We start from the raw sequence: 15,661 nt of genomic DNA on the forward strand, positions 1-15,661 counted from the left end.
GGGGGAGAGGGCAGAACAGTGGCACGTACGGCGGAGCGCGGCGAGAACACGGCGGACGGCGGGGACCCCGGCTCCGCGGAGAGCGATGCGCGGAGCACGGAGAGCACGGGGGACAGACCCGGCCCGGCACTCGAACTGCTCGTCCACGGCGTGGGCGGCACCACACCGGAGGAGATGCTCGACGACCCGCGGACCGTACGGGTCACCGGCGACGGCATCGCGGCCGTCTTCCGGCGCGTCGACGACGCCGACGCGGAGAGACGCCCCGAGGACTACCGCGGCAGACCGGTGCCCGAGGCGTACGTCTGGTGCAACCTGACCTCCGGCAACGGCTCACGCGCCCTGTGGCTGTTGCTGCTGCCGTTCATGGTGGTCAACCTGGCCCACTGGATGCGCCCCACGACCCGGGACCGGCAGCGCACGGTACGGCTGTACGGCCTGCTGGTGCGGCTGGCCGGGCTGACCCTGACCGTGCTCCTCGTGGCCGCGGCCTGCGAGGTCGCCCTCGACCTGACCGCCTGGCAGTGCGCGGGCACCCGCGCGTGCGCCGAGGAGCACTCGTGGCTCGGCTTCCTGTCGCCCGACGTGTCCGGCGGCGGCTGGTGGAGCGCGCCCGGCCGCCGGCTCGCCCTGGCCTCGCTGGTCCCGGCCGCGCTCACCGGACTGCTGTGGTACCTGTCCCACCGCACCTGGCGCACGTACGAGTCGCAGCAGCCGGCGCGGGACGTGGCCGGGCGCGCGGAGGAGTCCGAGAACATCGCGCTGGACCGGCCGGGCTTCTGGTACGGGCGCCGGCTGGTGGCCCGGCTGCGCGCCGCGCACACGGCGGCGGGCTTCCTCACCGTCGCGGCGGCGGTGGGCACCTCCGCCGCCCGGTACGACCGCGGGCCCGGCGGTCCCGTGCCGCTCGAGGTGCTGGGCTGGCTGCTGAACGCCACGCTGGCCGCCGGGGCGGTCGTCGTGGTGTGGGTGGTGTGCCGCAGAGGACGCGGCGAGCGGCGCCTGGACCGGGAGCTGGACCGCGCCCTGGTGCGCCGCCTGCCCGTCGCCTCGGTCGCCGTGTGGCTCCTGGCGGTGCTGTACGCGGGCTGGCCGCGCCCGGAGTGGACGTCCGGGGGGCGGCTGCCGGGCGACATGACGTTCGGCGGGATCACCCTGGTGCAGAGCCTGCTCGTCGTCGTGCTCGGCGTGGTCGCCCAGGTGCTGTACCGCTCGCGCCCCGACCCGCGCGCCGCGATGCGCGGCCTCGCCGGGCCCGCGGTCGCGATGCTCGCGTGCGCGCTCGGCGGGGTGATGTCCGGGGGCGTGGCCCAGCGCGTAGCGGACTGGCTGAACGGCACCGGGGACACGGCGGTCCTCGGCCCGCCCGTGCTGCTGACCTGGCAGGCGTCCGTCATCCCGCCGCTGCTGGTCGTGGTCGCGGTGCTCGTCGCCTGGCTGGCCTGGCGCACCACGGTGCTGCACCGCCGCGAACTGGTCGTGGTGGAGCGCGAGTACGGGCTGGAGAAGCACGGCCGCCGGGGCGGAGTGTCGGCCGACGGCACGGGCACCGGCACGTACGACAGGAGGGGCGCCGGGCCGGGCACCGGCAAGAAGGGATCCGTCCGCCCGGACGACGACGAGGCCGAACGCAGGGACACCGCCCGTACCCGGCGCATCGCCCGCACCCGCGCCATGGCCGCCCTCACCGACCGCGCGCCGCGCATCGTCGGCATCGTCTCCGCGGTGACGCTGCTGCTGGGCATCGGCTCCCTGCTGGGGGCCACCCTGACCGGCGAGGTGCCGGGCGAGGCCGCGCGCGGCACGTCCCCCTTCGTCGAGGGGGCCGCGCAGACGGCGCAGGCGCTCGGGTCCTGGCTGATCGGCTTCGGCTTCATCCTGTTCGTCACCTGGGGCCGGCGCGCCTACAAGGACGCCTCCGCACGGCGCACCATCGGCATCCTCTGGGACGTCGGCACCTTCTGGCCGCGCGCCGCCCACCCCTTCGCGCCGCCCTGCTACGCCGAGCGCGCCGTACCCGACCTGACCTGGCGCATGGAGACGTGGACGCGCGCCACCGGCGGGCGGCTGGTGATCTCCGGGCACTCCCAGGGCAGCGTCCTCGCGGCGGCCGCCGCCTGGCAGTTGTCGCCGTCGGTCCGGGAACGGGTCGCGCTGCTCACCTACGGCTCACCGCTGGAGCGGCTGTACGGCCGCTGGTTCCCGGCCCACTTCGGTCCGCACGCGCTCGATGCCCTGCACCGCGAGATCGACTGCTGGCGCAACCTCCACCGCCGCACCGACCCCATCGGCGGGCCGGTGCGGGTGCACGCGGCCGAGGGGGCCGACGGGGCCGACGGACCCGAGGTCGACGCGGAGCCCTTCAGGGACCCCCTCGCCTACGGCCGTACCCGGGCCCACCCGCTGCCCACGCCGATCCTCGGCCACTCCGACTACCAGGCCGACCCGGCCTTCGCCCGGGAACGGAAGCGGCTCCTCGACCGGATCGGGCCCGAGGTGCCGGGCCAGCGCGCCGCGGGCCGATGACCGGCCGGCGGGCCGGCGGCGACGTCACGCCGGCGGCCCGCGGGCGCCGGCGTGCCGGATTCACGGCAGGACCGGCAGGTCCTCCGGGTACAGCAGCGTCAGGTCGTCCGTGCTCGGCTCGGCGAGCTGGGCGACCCGGCCCGCGTGCCGCTCCACCATCGCCTCGAAGGTCTGCCGCGCGGTGCGGCCGTTGCCGAACGTCGGGCCCTTCGGTATCGCCGTGAAGTACTTCAGCAGGGCCTCCGGGGTGCCGGGACCGAGCCGGTACTCCTGCTCCTCCGCCTGCTGCTCCACGATCCGCAGCAGGTCCTCGGCCCCGTAGTCGCCGAAGGTGATGGTGCGGGAGAAGCGGGAGGCGACACCCGGGTTGACCGACAGGAAGCGTTCCATCTCCGCCGTGTAGCCCGCCACGATGACCACCACCGCCTCCCGGTGGTCCTCCATCAGCTTCACCAGCGTGTCGATGGCCTCCTTGCCGAAGTCGCGGCCCGCGTCCTCCGGCGACAGCGCGTACGCCTCGTCGATGAACAGCACGCCGCCGCGCGCCCGGTCGAACGCCTCCTGGGTGCGGATCGCGGTCGAGCCGATGTGCTCGCCGACCAGGTCCACCCGGGACACCTCCACCAGGTGCCCCTTCTCCAGGACGCCGAGCGAGGCCAGGATCTCGCCGTACAGCCGGGCGACCGTCGTCTTGCCGGTGCCGGGGGCGCCGGTGAAGACCAGGTGGCGCCGTACGGAGGCGGCCTTCAGGCCGGCCTCGCGGCGCCGCCGCCCCACCTCGATCATGTCGGTCAGGGCGCGCACCTCGCGCTTGACGCTGTCCAGGCCGACCAGCGCGTCGAGTTCGCCGAGCACGTCCGCCGAGGTGCGCGCGGGCATGACGGGCTCGGCGGCGGGCGCCGGCGGAAGCGCCGGTTCGGTGGCGCGCGGCGCCGGGACCGTGCTCAGCAGGCCGACGGTCCCGGCCGCCGGCCGCGCGGCGGGCTCGGCGGGCTCCCGCGGTACGGGCGCCCTGACACCCGCGCTCTCGTCGCTGGTGCAGTCCTCGACGAGGGGCCCGCCCGCGCCGCCGGGGCCGTCCGCGAACTCGTAGCCGCCGCGCGCACAGCGCTCCGTACGGCACTTGCGCAAGGTCGAGCGGCAGCCGTCGATGATGTGGAAGCCGTAGCCGCCGCTGCCCGTGACCCGGCAGTGCAGGAAGGAGCCGCGGCCGTCCGCCGAGACATAGAACCCGGCCTCCGCGGGCGAGGTGACCGTGCAGCGCTCGACGGTGGGGTCGGCGCCCTTGGTGACGATCACCCCGGTCTGCACCTCGTCCAGAGTGCACTCGGACAGCGTGCCGCCGCTGCCGTGGTCGCGGAACCAGGCGCCCGTCGCGGCCTCCCGGATGCGGCAGTCGTCGAGCTGCGCGGTGGCGCCGTCGCTGACCGACACGGCCGTGTTGCGCACCTGCGTCAGGTCGCTGTCGACGACGTCGGCGCGCGAACCGCGGTCCAGCACGAACAGGGCGTCCGGCACGTCGTGCACCCGGCACGCGTCCAGCACCGCCGTCGCGCCGTCGCTCACCCAGACCGCGGGGTAGTCGCCCGTGCTGTCGGAGATCTCGCACTGGTTGGCGTCCACGCGGGTGCCCGGGTCCCACACCGACAGCCCGTTGCGCCCGAACCGCTGCACCGTGGTGCGCGTCAGCGTGAGCACCGAACGGGACCGCAGGTCCACCGCGTTCTCCGGGATGTCGTGGATGCGGCAGTCGGCGAGCGTGAGCACCGCGTCCGTGTCGAGCGTGACGCCGTCCCCGCTGGTGCGGTGCACCTCGCAGTCGGTCAGGTACGCCGAGGCCCGCCCGGTGACCTGCACACCGGAGCCCCGCACCTCGTACACCTCGCAGCCGACCGCCTCCAGCGAGGAGTTCTCGCCGGTCGCCGACAGGCCCACCCCGGAGGCGTGGTGCACCCGGCAGCGCTCGAGGCGGGGATGGGCGCCGCCGCGGACGGCGACGGCCGCCTGCCCGGCCGCGACGACCTCGCACTCCTCGAACACCCCGCTGCCGCCGTCCACCACGGCGATGCCGACGCCCGCGGGATTGTCCACGGTGCAGCGGCGCACGGTCGGCCGGGCGCCGCCGCGCACCTCGATGCCGGCAGCCGACCGGGTCACGATCCGTACGTCGAGGAGCTCGGGCACACCGTCCTCGACGAGCAGCGCGGGCGCGGCCGAGTCCTGCCCCTCCACGTGCAGGTCCTGCACCACGGCGGAGGCGCGCACGGTGAGCGGCACCCCGTCGGCCGGCGCGATGCGCACGGAGCCGGGCGCCCCCTCGGGGCCGCGCAGGGTCACCACCCGGTCCACGACCAGGTTCTCCCGGTAGGTGCCGGGGGCGACGGTGAGCACGTCGCCGTCGCTCGCCGCCTCGAGGGCCGCGGCGAGCGAGGCGTATTCACCCGTGCGGCGCCGCCACCGCGATGTGCCGGTGTGCGTCACCTGGACCGTGCCCTGTGCCATGGCGCTGCTGTGCCCCCACCTTGTCGAACGCGGGTCGATTGCCGAAGAGTTCGGCCGGTCCACCGTAGCGTGCGTGGGGCGGGGAAGTTGACCAGAGCCTCAGGGGGCCGTTCAGCTGCCGGTGCCCGTCCTGCCCCAGTCCGGTCCCGCCCTGCCCCACGCCTGGTCCAGACGGGCGTAGCGGCGCCGGACCATGCGCCAGACGATCAGCCGCCGGCCGCCCTCGGCCAGCCCCGCGGTCCCCAGCGCCGCGCCCAGGCCGGCCAGCACGGCGTGCGTCGTCGCGGTGGCGGTGTCCAGCGGGCGGCCCACGGGCCGTCCCTTCCGGTCGGTCCAGAGCGGGAAGCGGTCGCCCGGACGGGGGTCGTCCAGGCCCGCGGTGACCGTGCCGTGCCGCTCGGTGCCGTCCGGGGCGGTCCAGTCGGCGACCACGCGGCTGTGCCGGTCGCCCGCGGTGGCGGTCTCGGGGTTCAGCTCCAGCGGGGAGCGGGCGGACTCGCCGACGACGGTGGCCGCCACCTCGTGCCGGACCCGGTGCTGTTCCCGTACGGACCGCTGCAGGGCGTCCTGGGCGGCGGTCCCGACGACGGCGCCGGTCACGGGCGCGGCCAGGAGTATCAGGACGAGGACCGTGAACGCCAGCCACGCCTCGACCAGGTCCGTGGTGCGGCGCAGCGGGTTGTGCCGCCAGCGCCAGACTCCAGCGATCGCTCGCACCGTTCCGCACCCCCTTCCGCGTCGGTGATGACCCCGGGCGGAGCCGTCCACGCGCGGGCCCCGGCAAAAGAGAGCGGAATCACCCCCGTGACGCGCCTCGCGACCGGCCTCTCACGAACCCGCCACGACGGCTCAACGAGCGTCGAGCGGACCCGTGTTCCCGTACCGCCGCTCGGCGGCTCCGGGGACGCCGGGAACCCCGGCGGCTCCGGGGACCGCAGGATCATCGGCGGCCTCCAGCACACGGACCGGGTCGCCGACCCGGACCGTGCCGACGCCCTCCGGTATCAGGTTCTGCCCGAAGATCAGCTCGCCGCCGATGCGGCGGTGGCGCGCCAGGGTGCGCAGCGGCTCCCGGCCGCGTTCGCCGGTGCCCTGGTCGGTGGTGGTCACCACGCACCGCCCGCACATCTTGACGACCCGGAAGGTGACCTCCCCGATGGCTATGCGCCGCCAGGAGTCCTCGGCCCAGGCGCCGGTGCCCGCCACGACCACACTCGGCCGGAAACGGTTCATGGGCAGCGGGCCCTCCTCCGCGTACTCCCCCTGCGCCACCAGGGAGTTGAGGGCGTCCAGCGACGCCAGCGAGGTGAGCAGCAGCGGATAGCCGTCCGCGAAGCTCACCGTCTCGCCCGGGCGCCCGTACTCCAGGTCGACGGGGCGGCGCCTCGCGGGGTCGTCGAGGTGGACCAGCGTCACGTCGGTCCCCAGATGGCCGCTGAACCAGGCGTGCGCCGCCGCGTCGGCGGGGACCGCCTCCACCTTCTCCCCGAAGATGTCCACCGTCGTCGTCCGCACCGGCTCGGGGACGGTGACGGTGAGCGGCGCGCGGCCGGGCGCGGACAGTGCGAGACCGCCGCCGGGTGACGGCTCGGCGGCGGCCAGTGCCATACGCGGATGCTGACGCTGGGTGACGACCCTGCCCATTCCGTCGACGAGCACCCAACGCCGGTCCCCCGCGAGCCCCCAGGGCTCCACCGCGGCCTCGGCGGGCGCGATGCCCCCGGCCGCCTTCAACGGATGGACGTGGATCGAGTGCAGCGACGGATTCTCCATGCGGTCATCCTGCCCGAAGGCACGGACAGCCCCATGCGAAACAGGTCAGTAGCCGCGGTACTGCTGTCCGTTGTACTGGTCCTGGTACGGCGCGGGAGCCGGGGCCGGGCGGGGAGCGGCGGGGCGCATCGCCTCGTACCCCGCACCGCCCGCCATCGGACGGGGCGGCTGCGGCTGGGCACCGGGATAACCGCGCGGACCCGCGGGCTGCTGCGGGATGTAGGCGGTGGGCGCCTGGTGCAGCGGCGCGGGCGCGGGCGCGGGCACCGGCATGGGCATGTGCTGCTGGGCCTGCGGGTAGCCGTACGCGGGAGCCGGCTGGGAGGGGGCGGCCGGCAGCGCGGGGAGGGCGGACGGAAGTGCGGGAAGGTTACTGCCCGGCATGTCGTACGCCGCGGGGACCCGGATCGGGGCGATCTGCGGGGTGCCCCGCTCGGCCACGAGGGAGTCGTAGATGGGGGTGTCCGAGAAGGACGAGGCGGAGTAGTAGCCACCGCCATAGGTGGAGCGGGGGGAGGTCATAGCACCTAAGTTAAGCCCACGATGTGCTGGTTGGGGAGACCGATAAGAGGGTTGTTCCACGTGTTCGTTGTGACGCTCGATACCCAATGCGAGCGAACGCGCAGAAAAGGGACGTCAGGGCGTGTTCGTATCGTGTGAAGGCCGGTGAAGAGTGAGTTCCCGGCAGGTTACGGGGAGTTGACCGGCGGTCCTCCGGTGCGGTCCTGAGCGGCGGGAACCGGCCACTCACCGCTGTCCAGGCGCGGGACGCGCGTAGGTGCGCCCCTTCCACGCCGCACCGCGCCCCCTGTGGTGCCGCACCGCCGAGTCCACCGTCATCAGCAGGTACAGCAGCGCCGTGAACGGCAGCAGCGGCGCGAGCCACGGCGGCTGCCGGTAGTGGCGGAGCATCGGCACGTACGTCGCCGTCATCAGCAGCCACGCCACCCCGCCGGCGACCGCGGCCGCCGTGCTCCCCGGCCCCTCCGACACGAGACCCGCCACGGACGCCACCGGCGGCACCAGATAGACCACCGCGAGCCCGGCCACCGTCCCGGCGAGCAGCGGCGGACTGTGCCGGAGCTGGGCGTACGCGCTGCGCGCCACCATGTGCCACAGGTCGCGCAGCCGCGGATACGGCCGCACGCTGTCCACCCGCTCGGCGAGCCCCAGCCAGATGTGGCCGCCACCATCCTTGACGGCCCGCGCGAGCGCCACGTCGTCGATGAGGGCGCCGCGGACGGCGTCCGGGACCCGGGCCCGTTCGGCGGCGTCCGCGCGCAGCAGGACGCACCCGCCGGCCGCGGCGGCCGTGCGCCCGCCCCGGACACCGACCCGGCGGAACGGGTAGAGCTGCGCGAAGAAGTAGACGAAGGCGGGGACGACGAGCCGTTCCCACGTGCTCGCGACGCGCAGCCGCGCCATCTGCGAGACGAGGTCGTAGCCGCCGGTGCGCGCCGCGGCCACCAGCTCCCGCAGGCTGTCCGGGGCGTGCGCGATGTCCGCGTCCGTCAGCAGCAGGAACTCCGGTCCGCGCGCGCGTGCCAGGCCGATGCCGTGCCGTACCGCCCACAGCTTGCCCGTCCAGTCCGCGGGCGGCTCGCCGGGGGAGGAGACGGTGAGCGGCAGACCGGCGTGGCGGCGCGCGAGGGCACGGGCCAGCTCGCCGGTGCCGTCCGTGCTGCCGTCGTCGACCAGGACCACCTCCGCGCGGCCCGGGTAGTCCTGCGTCAGCAGCGAGGGGAGGCTCATCGGCAGGACGGCCGCCTCGTCCCGCGCGGGGACGACCACGCAGACGGACGGCCAGGCGTCCGGCTCGCGGCGCGGTGGCAGCGTGACGTCGGTGCGCCAGAAGAAGCCCTGGCCGAGCAGCAGCCACAGCCAGGCGGCGAGTGATCCGGCGGCGGTCCACACGAGGGCGCTCACCCCTCGCAGTCTGCCCCACGGCGCCGGAGGACCGGCGCCGATCGACTATCGTGACCGGGTGAAGATCGCGCTCATGGACTCAGGAATAGGGCTCCTCCCGGCCGCCGCCGCGGTGCGCCGGCTGCGGCCCGACGCCGATCTCGTGCTCTCCTCGGACCCGGCCGGCATGCCCTGGGGACCGCGCACGCCCGAGGACCTGACCGTACGGGCCCTCGCCGTCGCGGAGGCCGCCGCGGCGCACCGGCCCGACGCGCTGATCGTCGCCTGCAACACCGCCTCCGTGCACACCCTGCCCGCCCTGCGGGCCCGCCTGGAACCCGCGCTGCCCGTCGTCGGCACGGTCCCCGCGATCAAGCCGGCCGCGGCGGGCGGCGGTCCCGTGGCCATCTGGGCGACGCCCGCCACCACCGGCAGCCCCTACCAGCGCGCGCTGATCGAGGAATTCGCCTCCGGGGTCGGCGTCACCGAGGTGGCCTGCCCCGGGCTGGCCGAAGCGGTCCAGCGCGCGGACGGGGCGGCCGTCGACGCCGCGATCGCCGCGGCGGCCGCCCTCACCCCGGCCGACACGAGGGCCGTCGTCCTCGGCTGCACCCATTACGAGCTGGTCGCCGAACGCATCCGCGCGGCCGTGCAGCGCCCCGGCCTCCCGCCGCTCGTCCTGCACGGTTCCGCCGGTGCGGTGGCCGCCCAGGCGCTGCGCCGGATCGGTGAGCGCACGGGGAGTGACGCCGGTGCCGGTGCCGCCGGTCTCACGGTGCTCCTCGACGGCCGGGAGGCCGAGCTGCCCGCGGCCGCGCTGGCGTACGCGGAGGGGCGTCTGCTGCGGGCGGTCGGCAGCCCGGTGCGGTGAACCGCGGACCGGCCGGTGCCGGCCGTCCTCGGTCCCTCCCGCACGGGCGCCGTGGTGGCCGGGATGCGGAACGTGAGTAGTCTCATAGTCATGAGGGAGTCTCCCCACGGCGACGAGGGCAGCCCCGAGAGGGCCGCCCCCATCGAGATCTGGACCGGCCGCGCCAGGAACCGCGGGCAGTGGCTGCTGGCGCTGGGCGGTGCCGCGTGCGTCGCCCTCGGCATCGAACTGGCCGTCGACTCCGCATGGACGCCGGGCGTCGCGCTCGTCATGTCGGCCGCGGGCTGCATCGCGGCGGGGCTGCTCGTGCTGTTCGGCACGGTCGCCTTCGTGCACGTCGCCGTGAAGGTCGACGAGGACTGCCTCGAGGTGCGGTGCGGCCACATCGGCGTGCCGCGCTGCCGCATCCCCTTCTCGCAGGTGGCCGGCGTCGACTTCGCGCCGAGCGTCACCCCTCGCCACTGGGGCGGCTGGGGCTACCGGTGGCGGCCCGAGAAGGGCACCGCCGTCGTCGTCCGGCGCGGTGAGGCCGTGGTGCTGCGGCTGTGGAACGGCCATACGTTCACGATCACGGTGGACGACGCGGAGGCCGCCGTACGGATCATCCGCGACCGGCTGCGGCGGGCGACGTCCGGCGCCAAGGGCTGAGTCCCGCGTCGGGAACCGGGCGGGACGGCCGAGATCTCTCCCGGCGGTCACTCGTCCGTCCCACACGGCTCCGCCCGTTGCGAGGGCGTCGGCCGCGCGGCCGACGGAGCGGGCGGAGCGGGCGGAGCCGTGTCGTCAGCCCCGTCGTCCCCGCCGTCCCGGCCGCCCCCGTCGTCATCAAGTGGCCGTGCCGTCGCGATGCCCGCGAGCAGACCCGCCGCCGCCGTGACCGTGGTGAAGCTCAGCGCGTTCCCGGCCGTGGCCACGAGCGCCAGCGCGGTCAGGGCCGCCCCCGCGGTGAGGACGAGCGGCGTGGACCGGCCGGACCGCCACAGCGCGTACAGCAGCCAGCAGAACACCGCGCCCAGCAGGGCCGCGCCGAGCAGCCCCTGCTCCGCCGCCTGCTGCAGCGGCGCCGAGTGGGGCCTGCCGTCGGGCGCCGGAGACAGGGTCCGCGCCGCCGGCGCGGTGAGCTCGGCGAAGCGCCCGGGCCCCACGCCGAGAGCCGGTTCCCGGTGCACCATGCCGAGCGCGGCCCGCCACAGCGCGGCCCGCTGCGACGTGAGCCGGTCCTCCAGGACGGTGGTGGGCCCGCCGGGCAGGACGTCCTCGGCGACCGCCCAGCTCACTCCGGTGGCGAGGCAGGCGGTGACCGCGAGGACGGACAGGCCGAGGGCACGGCGGCGCACGCGGGACGCGGCGAGCGAGCACAGCAGCACCCCGGCCGACAGCACACAGCCCGCCACGGAGCCCAGCGCACCCGCGGCCACCGCGACACCGGCGGCCAGCAGCCACAGGGCCGGCCGCAGCGCCGGTGTCCTGGCCGCCCGGGCCGCGCAGGCCGCGGCGCCCGCCGACAGGGCGAACAGGGCCGCGGTGGCACCGGCGTCACCGAGCGGCGCGACGAACTGGCCGGGACCGACGTGCGGCCCGGTCACGGCCAGCGAGACACCGGCCAGGGCCCCGGCGCCCGGCGCGGCGACCGGCAGCAGCGCCCCGCAGATACGGCCCGAGGCGTAGCCCGCGGCCACGGCCAGCACCGCGAGCAGCACGCCCTCCGGACGGCCGCCGCGGGCGGCCGCCGTGACCAGTGCCCACGCCGCGCACGCGCCGAGCAGGACGACGCCTGCCGTGTCCGCGGCGCCGCGTCTGTCACCCGCGGCCGGCGCACCGGCCGCGGACACCGCCCCCGTGGTACCCACCCGTCTGCCCCCCGACTGTGACGGGCCTCGCCGGCCCGGCCGGACGCGACCGGGAGGCTCAAGGCTCCGGCACACGGTAACGAGGGGTGCGCCGGGTTGTGGACGACTGGTGCAGAAACGTTTTGGTAAATGCCGGGAACGCGCGCCGGCGGCGGGCCTCCGCCCGTCGGCCGGACGGCGCCGCCGGGGCCCAGGTCACGCGCCGTACACTCCGTGGAGTGACCGCCACCGCAACATCCGTACGCGAGCCGGACCAGTCCGGCCTCCCTCCCGCGCCCGCGTCGCGCGCGGCCCGGCTGGCGCGCGGGCTCGTCCCCGCCGTCGTCGCCGCGCTGGCCGGGGTGCTGCTGTACGTCAGCTTCCCGCCGCGCACCCTGTGGTGGCTGGCCGTGCCGGCCTTCGCCGCCTTCGGCGGGGTGCTGCGCGGCCGGACCTGGAAGGCGGGCCTCGGGCTCGGCTACCTCTTCGGCCTCGGTCTCCTGCTGCCGCTGCTCGTGTGGACGGGGGTGGAGGTGGGCCCCGGGCCGTGGCTGGCGCTCGCCTTCGTCGAGGCGGTGTTCGTCGCGCTGGTCGGCGCGGGCGTCGCGGCGGTCTCGCGGCTGCCCGGGTGGCCGGTGTGGGCGGCGGCCGTGTGGATCGCGGGCGAGGCGGCACGCGCGCGCGTGCCGTTCGGCGGCTTCCCCTGGGGCAAGGTCGCCTTCGGGCAGGCGGACGGCGTGTTCCTGCCGCTGGCCGCGCTCGGCGGCACCCCGGTGCTCGGCTTCGCGGTCGTGCTGTGCGGCTTCGGGCTGTACGGGGCGGTGCGCCTCGCCGTCGAGCGGCGGCGCACCGGAGCCGTGCGGCGGGCGACGGCGGCGGTCGCGCTGCTCGGCGTGGCCGTGCCCGTGGCGGGCGCCCTCGCGGCGCGCGGCCTGGTGAGCGACGCGGCGGAGGACGGCACCGCGACCGTCGCCGTGATCCAGGGCAACGTCCCGCGCGCGGGGCTCGGCTTCAACGCCCAGCGGCGCGCCGTACTGGACCACCACGCCAGGGAAACCCGGCGGCTGGCCGCCGAGGTGGAGGCCGGCGAGGTGGCGCGGCCGGACTTCGTGCTGTGGCCGGAGAACTCCTCCGACATCGATCCGTTCACCAACACCGACGCGTACGACGTCATCGACGCCGCCGCCAAGGCGATCGGCGCCCCGATATCCGTCGGCGGAGTCGTCCAGGAGGGCGGCGGGCTCTACAACCAGCAGATTCTGTGGGACCCCGAGAAGGGCCCCGTCGACACCTACGACAAGCGGCAGATCCAGCCCTTCGGCGAGTACCTGCCGCTGCGCTCGCTGATCGGCGCGATCAACAGCGAGTGGACCTCCATGGTCCGCCAGGACTTCAGCCGGGGCACCGAGGCCAAGGTGTTCGATCTGAACGGCACCGGGGTCGGCCTCGCCACCTGCTACGAGGCCGCGTTCGACGGGGTCGTGCGCGACACCGTCCGCGAGGGCGCACAGATGATCTCGGTGCCCAGCAACAACGCCACCTTCGACCGCAGCGAGATGACCTACCAGCAGCTCGCCATGTCCCGCGTCCGCGCCGTCGAGCACAGCCGTACCGTGACCGTGCCGGTGACCAGCGGCGTCAGCGCGGTGATCATGCCGGACGGGGAGGTCACGCAGCGGACGGGGATGTTCGTCGCCGACTCCCTGGTGCAGGAGGTGCCGCTGCGCTCCTCCGAGACGCCCGCGACCCGTCTCGGAGCTCTGCCCGAGGTGCTGCTGGTGCTCGTCGCGGTCGGCGGGCTCGGATGGGCCGTGGTGGCGGGGGTGTACGGGCGGCGTGCGGGGGGCGCCGGAGGCGCGGGGAGCGCGTAGCCCGGCGTACGCCGGGGCACGAGTCGAGCGTGTGCCGTCGCGCACGCTGCGGAACGCCCCGAAGCGGTGGAGCGAGGCACGTTAGGGTCGCCCCATGGCTACTCCCGACTTCATCCGCGAACTCCGGGCCACCGCCGGTCACCAGCTGCTCTGGCTCCCCGGTGTCACCGCCCTCGTCTTCGACGACCAGGGCAGGCTGCTGCTGAACCGCCGGTCCGACACCCGCAAGTGGGCGCTCCTCGGCGGCATCCCGGATCCGGGGGAGCAGCCGGCGGCCTGCGCGGTCCGGGAGGTCTTCGAGGAGACGGCGGTGACGTGCGTCGCCGAGCGGATCGTCCTCGTGCAGGCCCTCGACCCGGTGCGCTACGACAACGGCGACGTCTGCCAGTTCATGGACATCACCTTCCGCTGCCGTGCCGTCGGCGGTGAGGCACGCGTGAACGACGACGAGTCGCTGGAGGTGGGGTGGTTCGCGGTGGACGCGCTGCCGCAGCTCAACGATTTCGCACTGCTGCGGATCAAGCAGGCCCTGTCCGACGGGCCCGCCTGGTTCACCCCCGCGACCTGAGAAAGAGCGGCCCGCGCGTCTTGACGTGCCCTTGGCATGATGGGTTCATGGGAGCGCTCCCATCCATGTGCCCATGCTCATGCCCATGTTTCTTGGCGCTCACTCCCAGGAGTCGCAGTGAGAACACTGAGAAGCACGACTCGAAGCACCGCGCGGAAGCGCTCCCCGGCCCGTCTGCTGACCGCGCTGGCGGCCGCCGTCGGTCTCACGGTCCTGGGTCTCCTCGCCCCGGCCGCCGTCCAGGCGCAGCAGGCCGCCCCCACCGCCACCGGCCTCCACATCCGCGACGGCCGCCTGGTGGAGGGCAACGGCAACGATTTCGTCATGCGGGGCGTCAACCACGCCCACACCTGGTACCCGGGCGAGACGCAGTCACTGGCCGACATCAAGGCGCTCGGCGCCAACTCCGTCCGCGTCGTGCTCGGCAGCGGTCAGCGCTGGGCCGCGAACAGTCCTTCGGACGTGGCGAACGTGATCGCCCAGTGCAAGGCCAACCGGCTGATCTGCGTGCTGGAGGTGCACGACACCACCGGCTACGGCGAGGAGGCCGCGGCCGCCACGCTCGACCAGGCCGCCGACTACTGGATCGGCCTGAAGAGCGTGCTGGCCGGCCAGGAGGACTACGTCATCGTCAACATCGGCAACGAGCCCTGGGGCAACACCGACCCCGAGGGCTGGACCGCCCCCACCGTCGCGGCCGTCGAGAAGCTGCGCGCCGCCGGGTTCCAGCACACGATCATGGTGGACGCGCCCAACTGGGGCCAGGACTGGCAGGGCGTCATGCGGGCCAACGCCCGGTCGGTGTACGACGCCGACCCCACCGGCAACCTGATCTTCTCGATCCACATGTACAGCGTCTACAGCACCGCCCAGGTGATCGACGACTACCTGGACGCCTTCGTGGACGCCGGACTGCCCATCCTGATCGGTGAGTTCGGCGGGCCCGCCGACCAGTGGGGCGACCCCGACGAGGACAGCATGATGGCCGCCGCCGAGCGGCTCGACCTCGGTTACCTGGCCTGGTCCTGGAGCGGCAACACCGACCCGATCCTCGACCTGGCGATCGACTTCGACCCCAGCCGGCTCAGCTCCTGGGGCGAGCGCATCTTCCACGGTGCGAACGGCATCGTGCAGACCGCGCGGGAGGCCACCGTCTTCGGTGGCGGCGGCAGCCCGGGGGACACCCAGGCCCCGTCGGCCCCCGGCACCCCCACCGCCTCGTCCGTCGCGGCCACGTCCGTGACCCTCACCTGGACCGCCTCCACCGACGACGTCGGCGTCACCGGCTACGACGTCGTCCGGGTCAGCGGCGGCTCCGAGAGCCCGGTCGCCGCCTCCACCACCAACCGGGCCACCCTGACCGGTCTCACCGCCGGCACCGCGTACACCTTCGCCGTGTACGCGCGGGACGCGGCGGGCAACCGCTCGGCCCGCTCGGCCACCGTGGACGTCACCACCCGGCCGGGCGGCGGCACTCCCGGTACGGCCTGCTCCGTCGCGTACCGCGTGGTGGGCGAGTGGCCGGGCGGCTTCCAGGGCGAGATCACCGTCCGCAACACCGGTACCGCCCCCCTCAACGGCTGGACGCTCGGCTTCAGCTTCCCGAACGGCCAGACGGTCGCCAGCATGTGGGGCGGTACGCCCACCCAGAGCGGCGGTGCGGTGAGCGTCGCCGCCGCCTCCTACAACGCCACGATCACCGCGGGCGGCTCCGTCACCGTCGGTTTCACCGGCACCAAGGGCGCCACCAACACCGCCCCGGCCGCGTTCACGCTCAACGGCACCGCCTGCGCCACCGCCTGACCGGCCGCCTCCA

Annotated in this window: 12 protein-coding genes; 6 read left to right on the plus strand and 6 right to left on the minus strand. The window is 75.0% G+C overall.

The window, feature by feature from the left end; translation table 11 throughout:
* Positions 1-174: 174 nt before the first annotated feature.
* Complete coding sequence (locus IEZ04_RS08945) at positions 175-2,526, plus strand: hypothetical protein (RefSeq protein WP_189216622.1); 2,352 nt, start codon at positions 175-177, stop codon at positions 2,524-2,526.
* Between the two features lie 60 nt (positions 2,527-2,586).
* Here IEZ04_RS08945 and IEZ04_RS08950 read toward each other — a convergent pair whose 3' ends face one another.
* The 5 genes from IEZ04_RS08950 to IEZ04_RS08970 all read right to left on the minus strand — a co-directional run bounded on the left by IEZ04_RS08950 (position 2,587) and on the right by IEZ04_RS08970 (position 8,727).
* Entirely contained in the window at positions 2,587-5,028 is a 2,442-nt protein-coding gene (locus IEZ04_RS08950; protein WP_189216190.1) for a right-handed parallel beta-helix repeat-containing protein, read from the minus strand.
* 111 nt (positions 5,029-5,139) lie between these two features.
* Entirely contained in the window at positions 5,140-5,745 is a 606-nt protein-coding gene (locus IEZ04_RS08955; RefSeq protein ID WP_189216191.1) for an Rv1733c family protein, read from the minus strand.
* A gap of 132 nt (positions 5,746-5,877) precedes the next feature.
* Positions 5,878-6,801 (minus strand): MOSC domain-containing protein, encoded by a 924-nt coding sequence (locus IEZ04_RS08960; protein ID WP_189216192.1) that lies wholly within the window; start codon positions 6,799-6,801, stop codon positions 5,878-5,880.
* A 45-nt stretch (positions 6,802-6,846) separates the two neighbouring features.
* Positions 6,847-7,323 (minus strand): DUF6643 family protein, encoded by a 477-nt coding sequence (locus tag IEZ04_RS08965; protein ID WP_189216193.1) that lies wholly within the window; start codon positions 7,321-7,323, stop codon positions 6,847-6,849.
* Positions 7,324-7,548: 225 nt separating this feature from the next.
* Positions 7,549-8,727, minus strand: coding sequence for a glycosyltransferase (locus IEZ04_RS08970; RefSeq protein WP_189216194.1), 1,179 nt, complete (start codon positions 8,725-8,727; stop codon positions 7,549-7,551).
* A 58-nt stretch (positions 8,728-8,785) separates the two neighbouring features.
* Here IEZ04_RS08970 and IEZ04_RS08975 point away from each other — a divergent pair, with 58 nt between their 5' ends.
* Together IEZ04_RS08975 and IEZ04_RS08980 are read left to right on the plus strand one after the other, a co-directional pair.
* A complete protein-coding gene (locus tag IEZ04_RS08975; RefSeq protein WP_189216195.1) occupies positions 8,786-9,577 on the plus strand; it encodes a glutamate racemase in 792 nt (263 codons plus the stop codon).
* Between the two features lie 90 nt (positions 9,578-9,667).
* Complete coding sequence (locus IEZ04_RS08980; protein ID WP_189216196.1) at positions 9,668-10,225, plus strand: hypothetical protein; 558 nt, start codon at positions 9,668-9,670, stop codon at positions 10,223-10,225.
* Positions 10,226-10,272: 47 nt separating this feature from the next.
* Here IEZ04_RS08980 and IEZ04_RS08985 read toward each other — a convergent pair whose 3' ends face one another.
* The gene (locus tag IEZ04_RS08985; RefSeq protein ID WP_229820907.1) at positions 10,273-11,409 is read right to left on the minus strand and encodes an O-antigen ligase family protein; all 1,137 of its coding nucleotides are present in this window, start codon (positions 11,407-11,409) and stop codon (positions 10,273-10,275) included.
* Positions 11,410-11,645: 236 nt separating this feature from the next.
* Between IEZ04_RS08985 and lnt the strand changes: the two genes are divergently transcribed.
* From lnt to IEZ04_RS09000, 3 genes are all read left to right on the plus strand, one after another.
* The gene (gene lnt, locus IEZ04_RS08990; RefSeq protein ID WP_189216198.1) at positions 11,646-13,277 is read left to right on the plus strand and encodes an apolipoprotein N-acyltransferase; all 1,632 of its coding nucleotides are present in this window, start codon (positions 11,646-11,648) and stop codon (positions 13,275-13,277) included.
* Positions 13,278-13,371: 94 nt separating this feature from the next.
* The gene (locus IEZ04_RS08995) at positions 13,372-13,845 is read left to right on the plus strand and encodes an NUDIX hydrolase (RefSeq protein ID WP_189216199.1); all 474 of its coding nucleotides are present in this window, start codon (positions 13,372-13,374) and stop codon (positions 13,843-13,845) included.
* 126 nt (positions 13,846-13,971) lie between these two features.
* On the plus strand, positions 13,972-15,648 hold the full coding sequence (locus IEZ04_RS09000; protein ID WP_229820964.1) for a cellulase family glycosylhydrolase: 1,677 nt from the start codon (positions 13,972-13,974) through the stop codon (positions 15,646-15,648).
* Positions 15,649-15,661: the final 13 nt, after the last annotated feature.

Source organism: Streptomyces ruber (genome assembly GCF_014648075.1).
GTDB classification, from domain to species: domain Bacteria; phylum Actinomycetota; class Actinomycetes; order Streptomycetales; family Streptomycetaceae; genus Streptomyces; species Streptomyces ruber.

Coding starts and splice junctions, on each gene's coding strand:
- IEZ04_RS08945 (WP_189216622.1), top strand. CDS start 175: ATGCTCGACGACCCGCGGACCGTACGGGTCACCGGCGACGGCATCGCG.
- IEZ04_RS08950 (WP_189216190.1), bottom strand. CDS start 5,028: ATGGCACAGGGCACGGTCCAGGTGACGCACACCGGCACATCGCGGTGG.
- IEZ04_RS08960 (WP_189216192.1), bottom strand. CDS start 6,801: ATGGAGAATCCGTCGCTGCACTCGATCCACGTCCATCCGTTGAAGGCG.
- IEZ04_RS08965 (WP_189216193.1), bottom strand. CDS start 7,323: ATGACCTCCCCCCGCTCCACCTATGGCGGTGGCTACTACTCCGCCTCG.
- IEZ04_RS08980 (WP_189216196.1), top strand. CDS start 9,668: ATGAGGGAGTCTCCCCACGGCGACGAGGGCAGCCCCGAGAGGGCCGCC.
- IEZ04_RS08995 (WP_189216199.1), top strand. CDS start 13,372: ATGGCTACTCCCGACTTCATCCGCGAACTCCGGGCCACCGCCGGTCAC.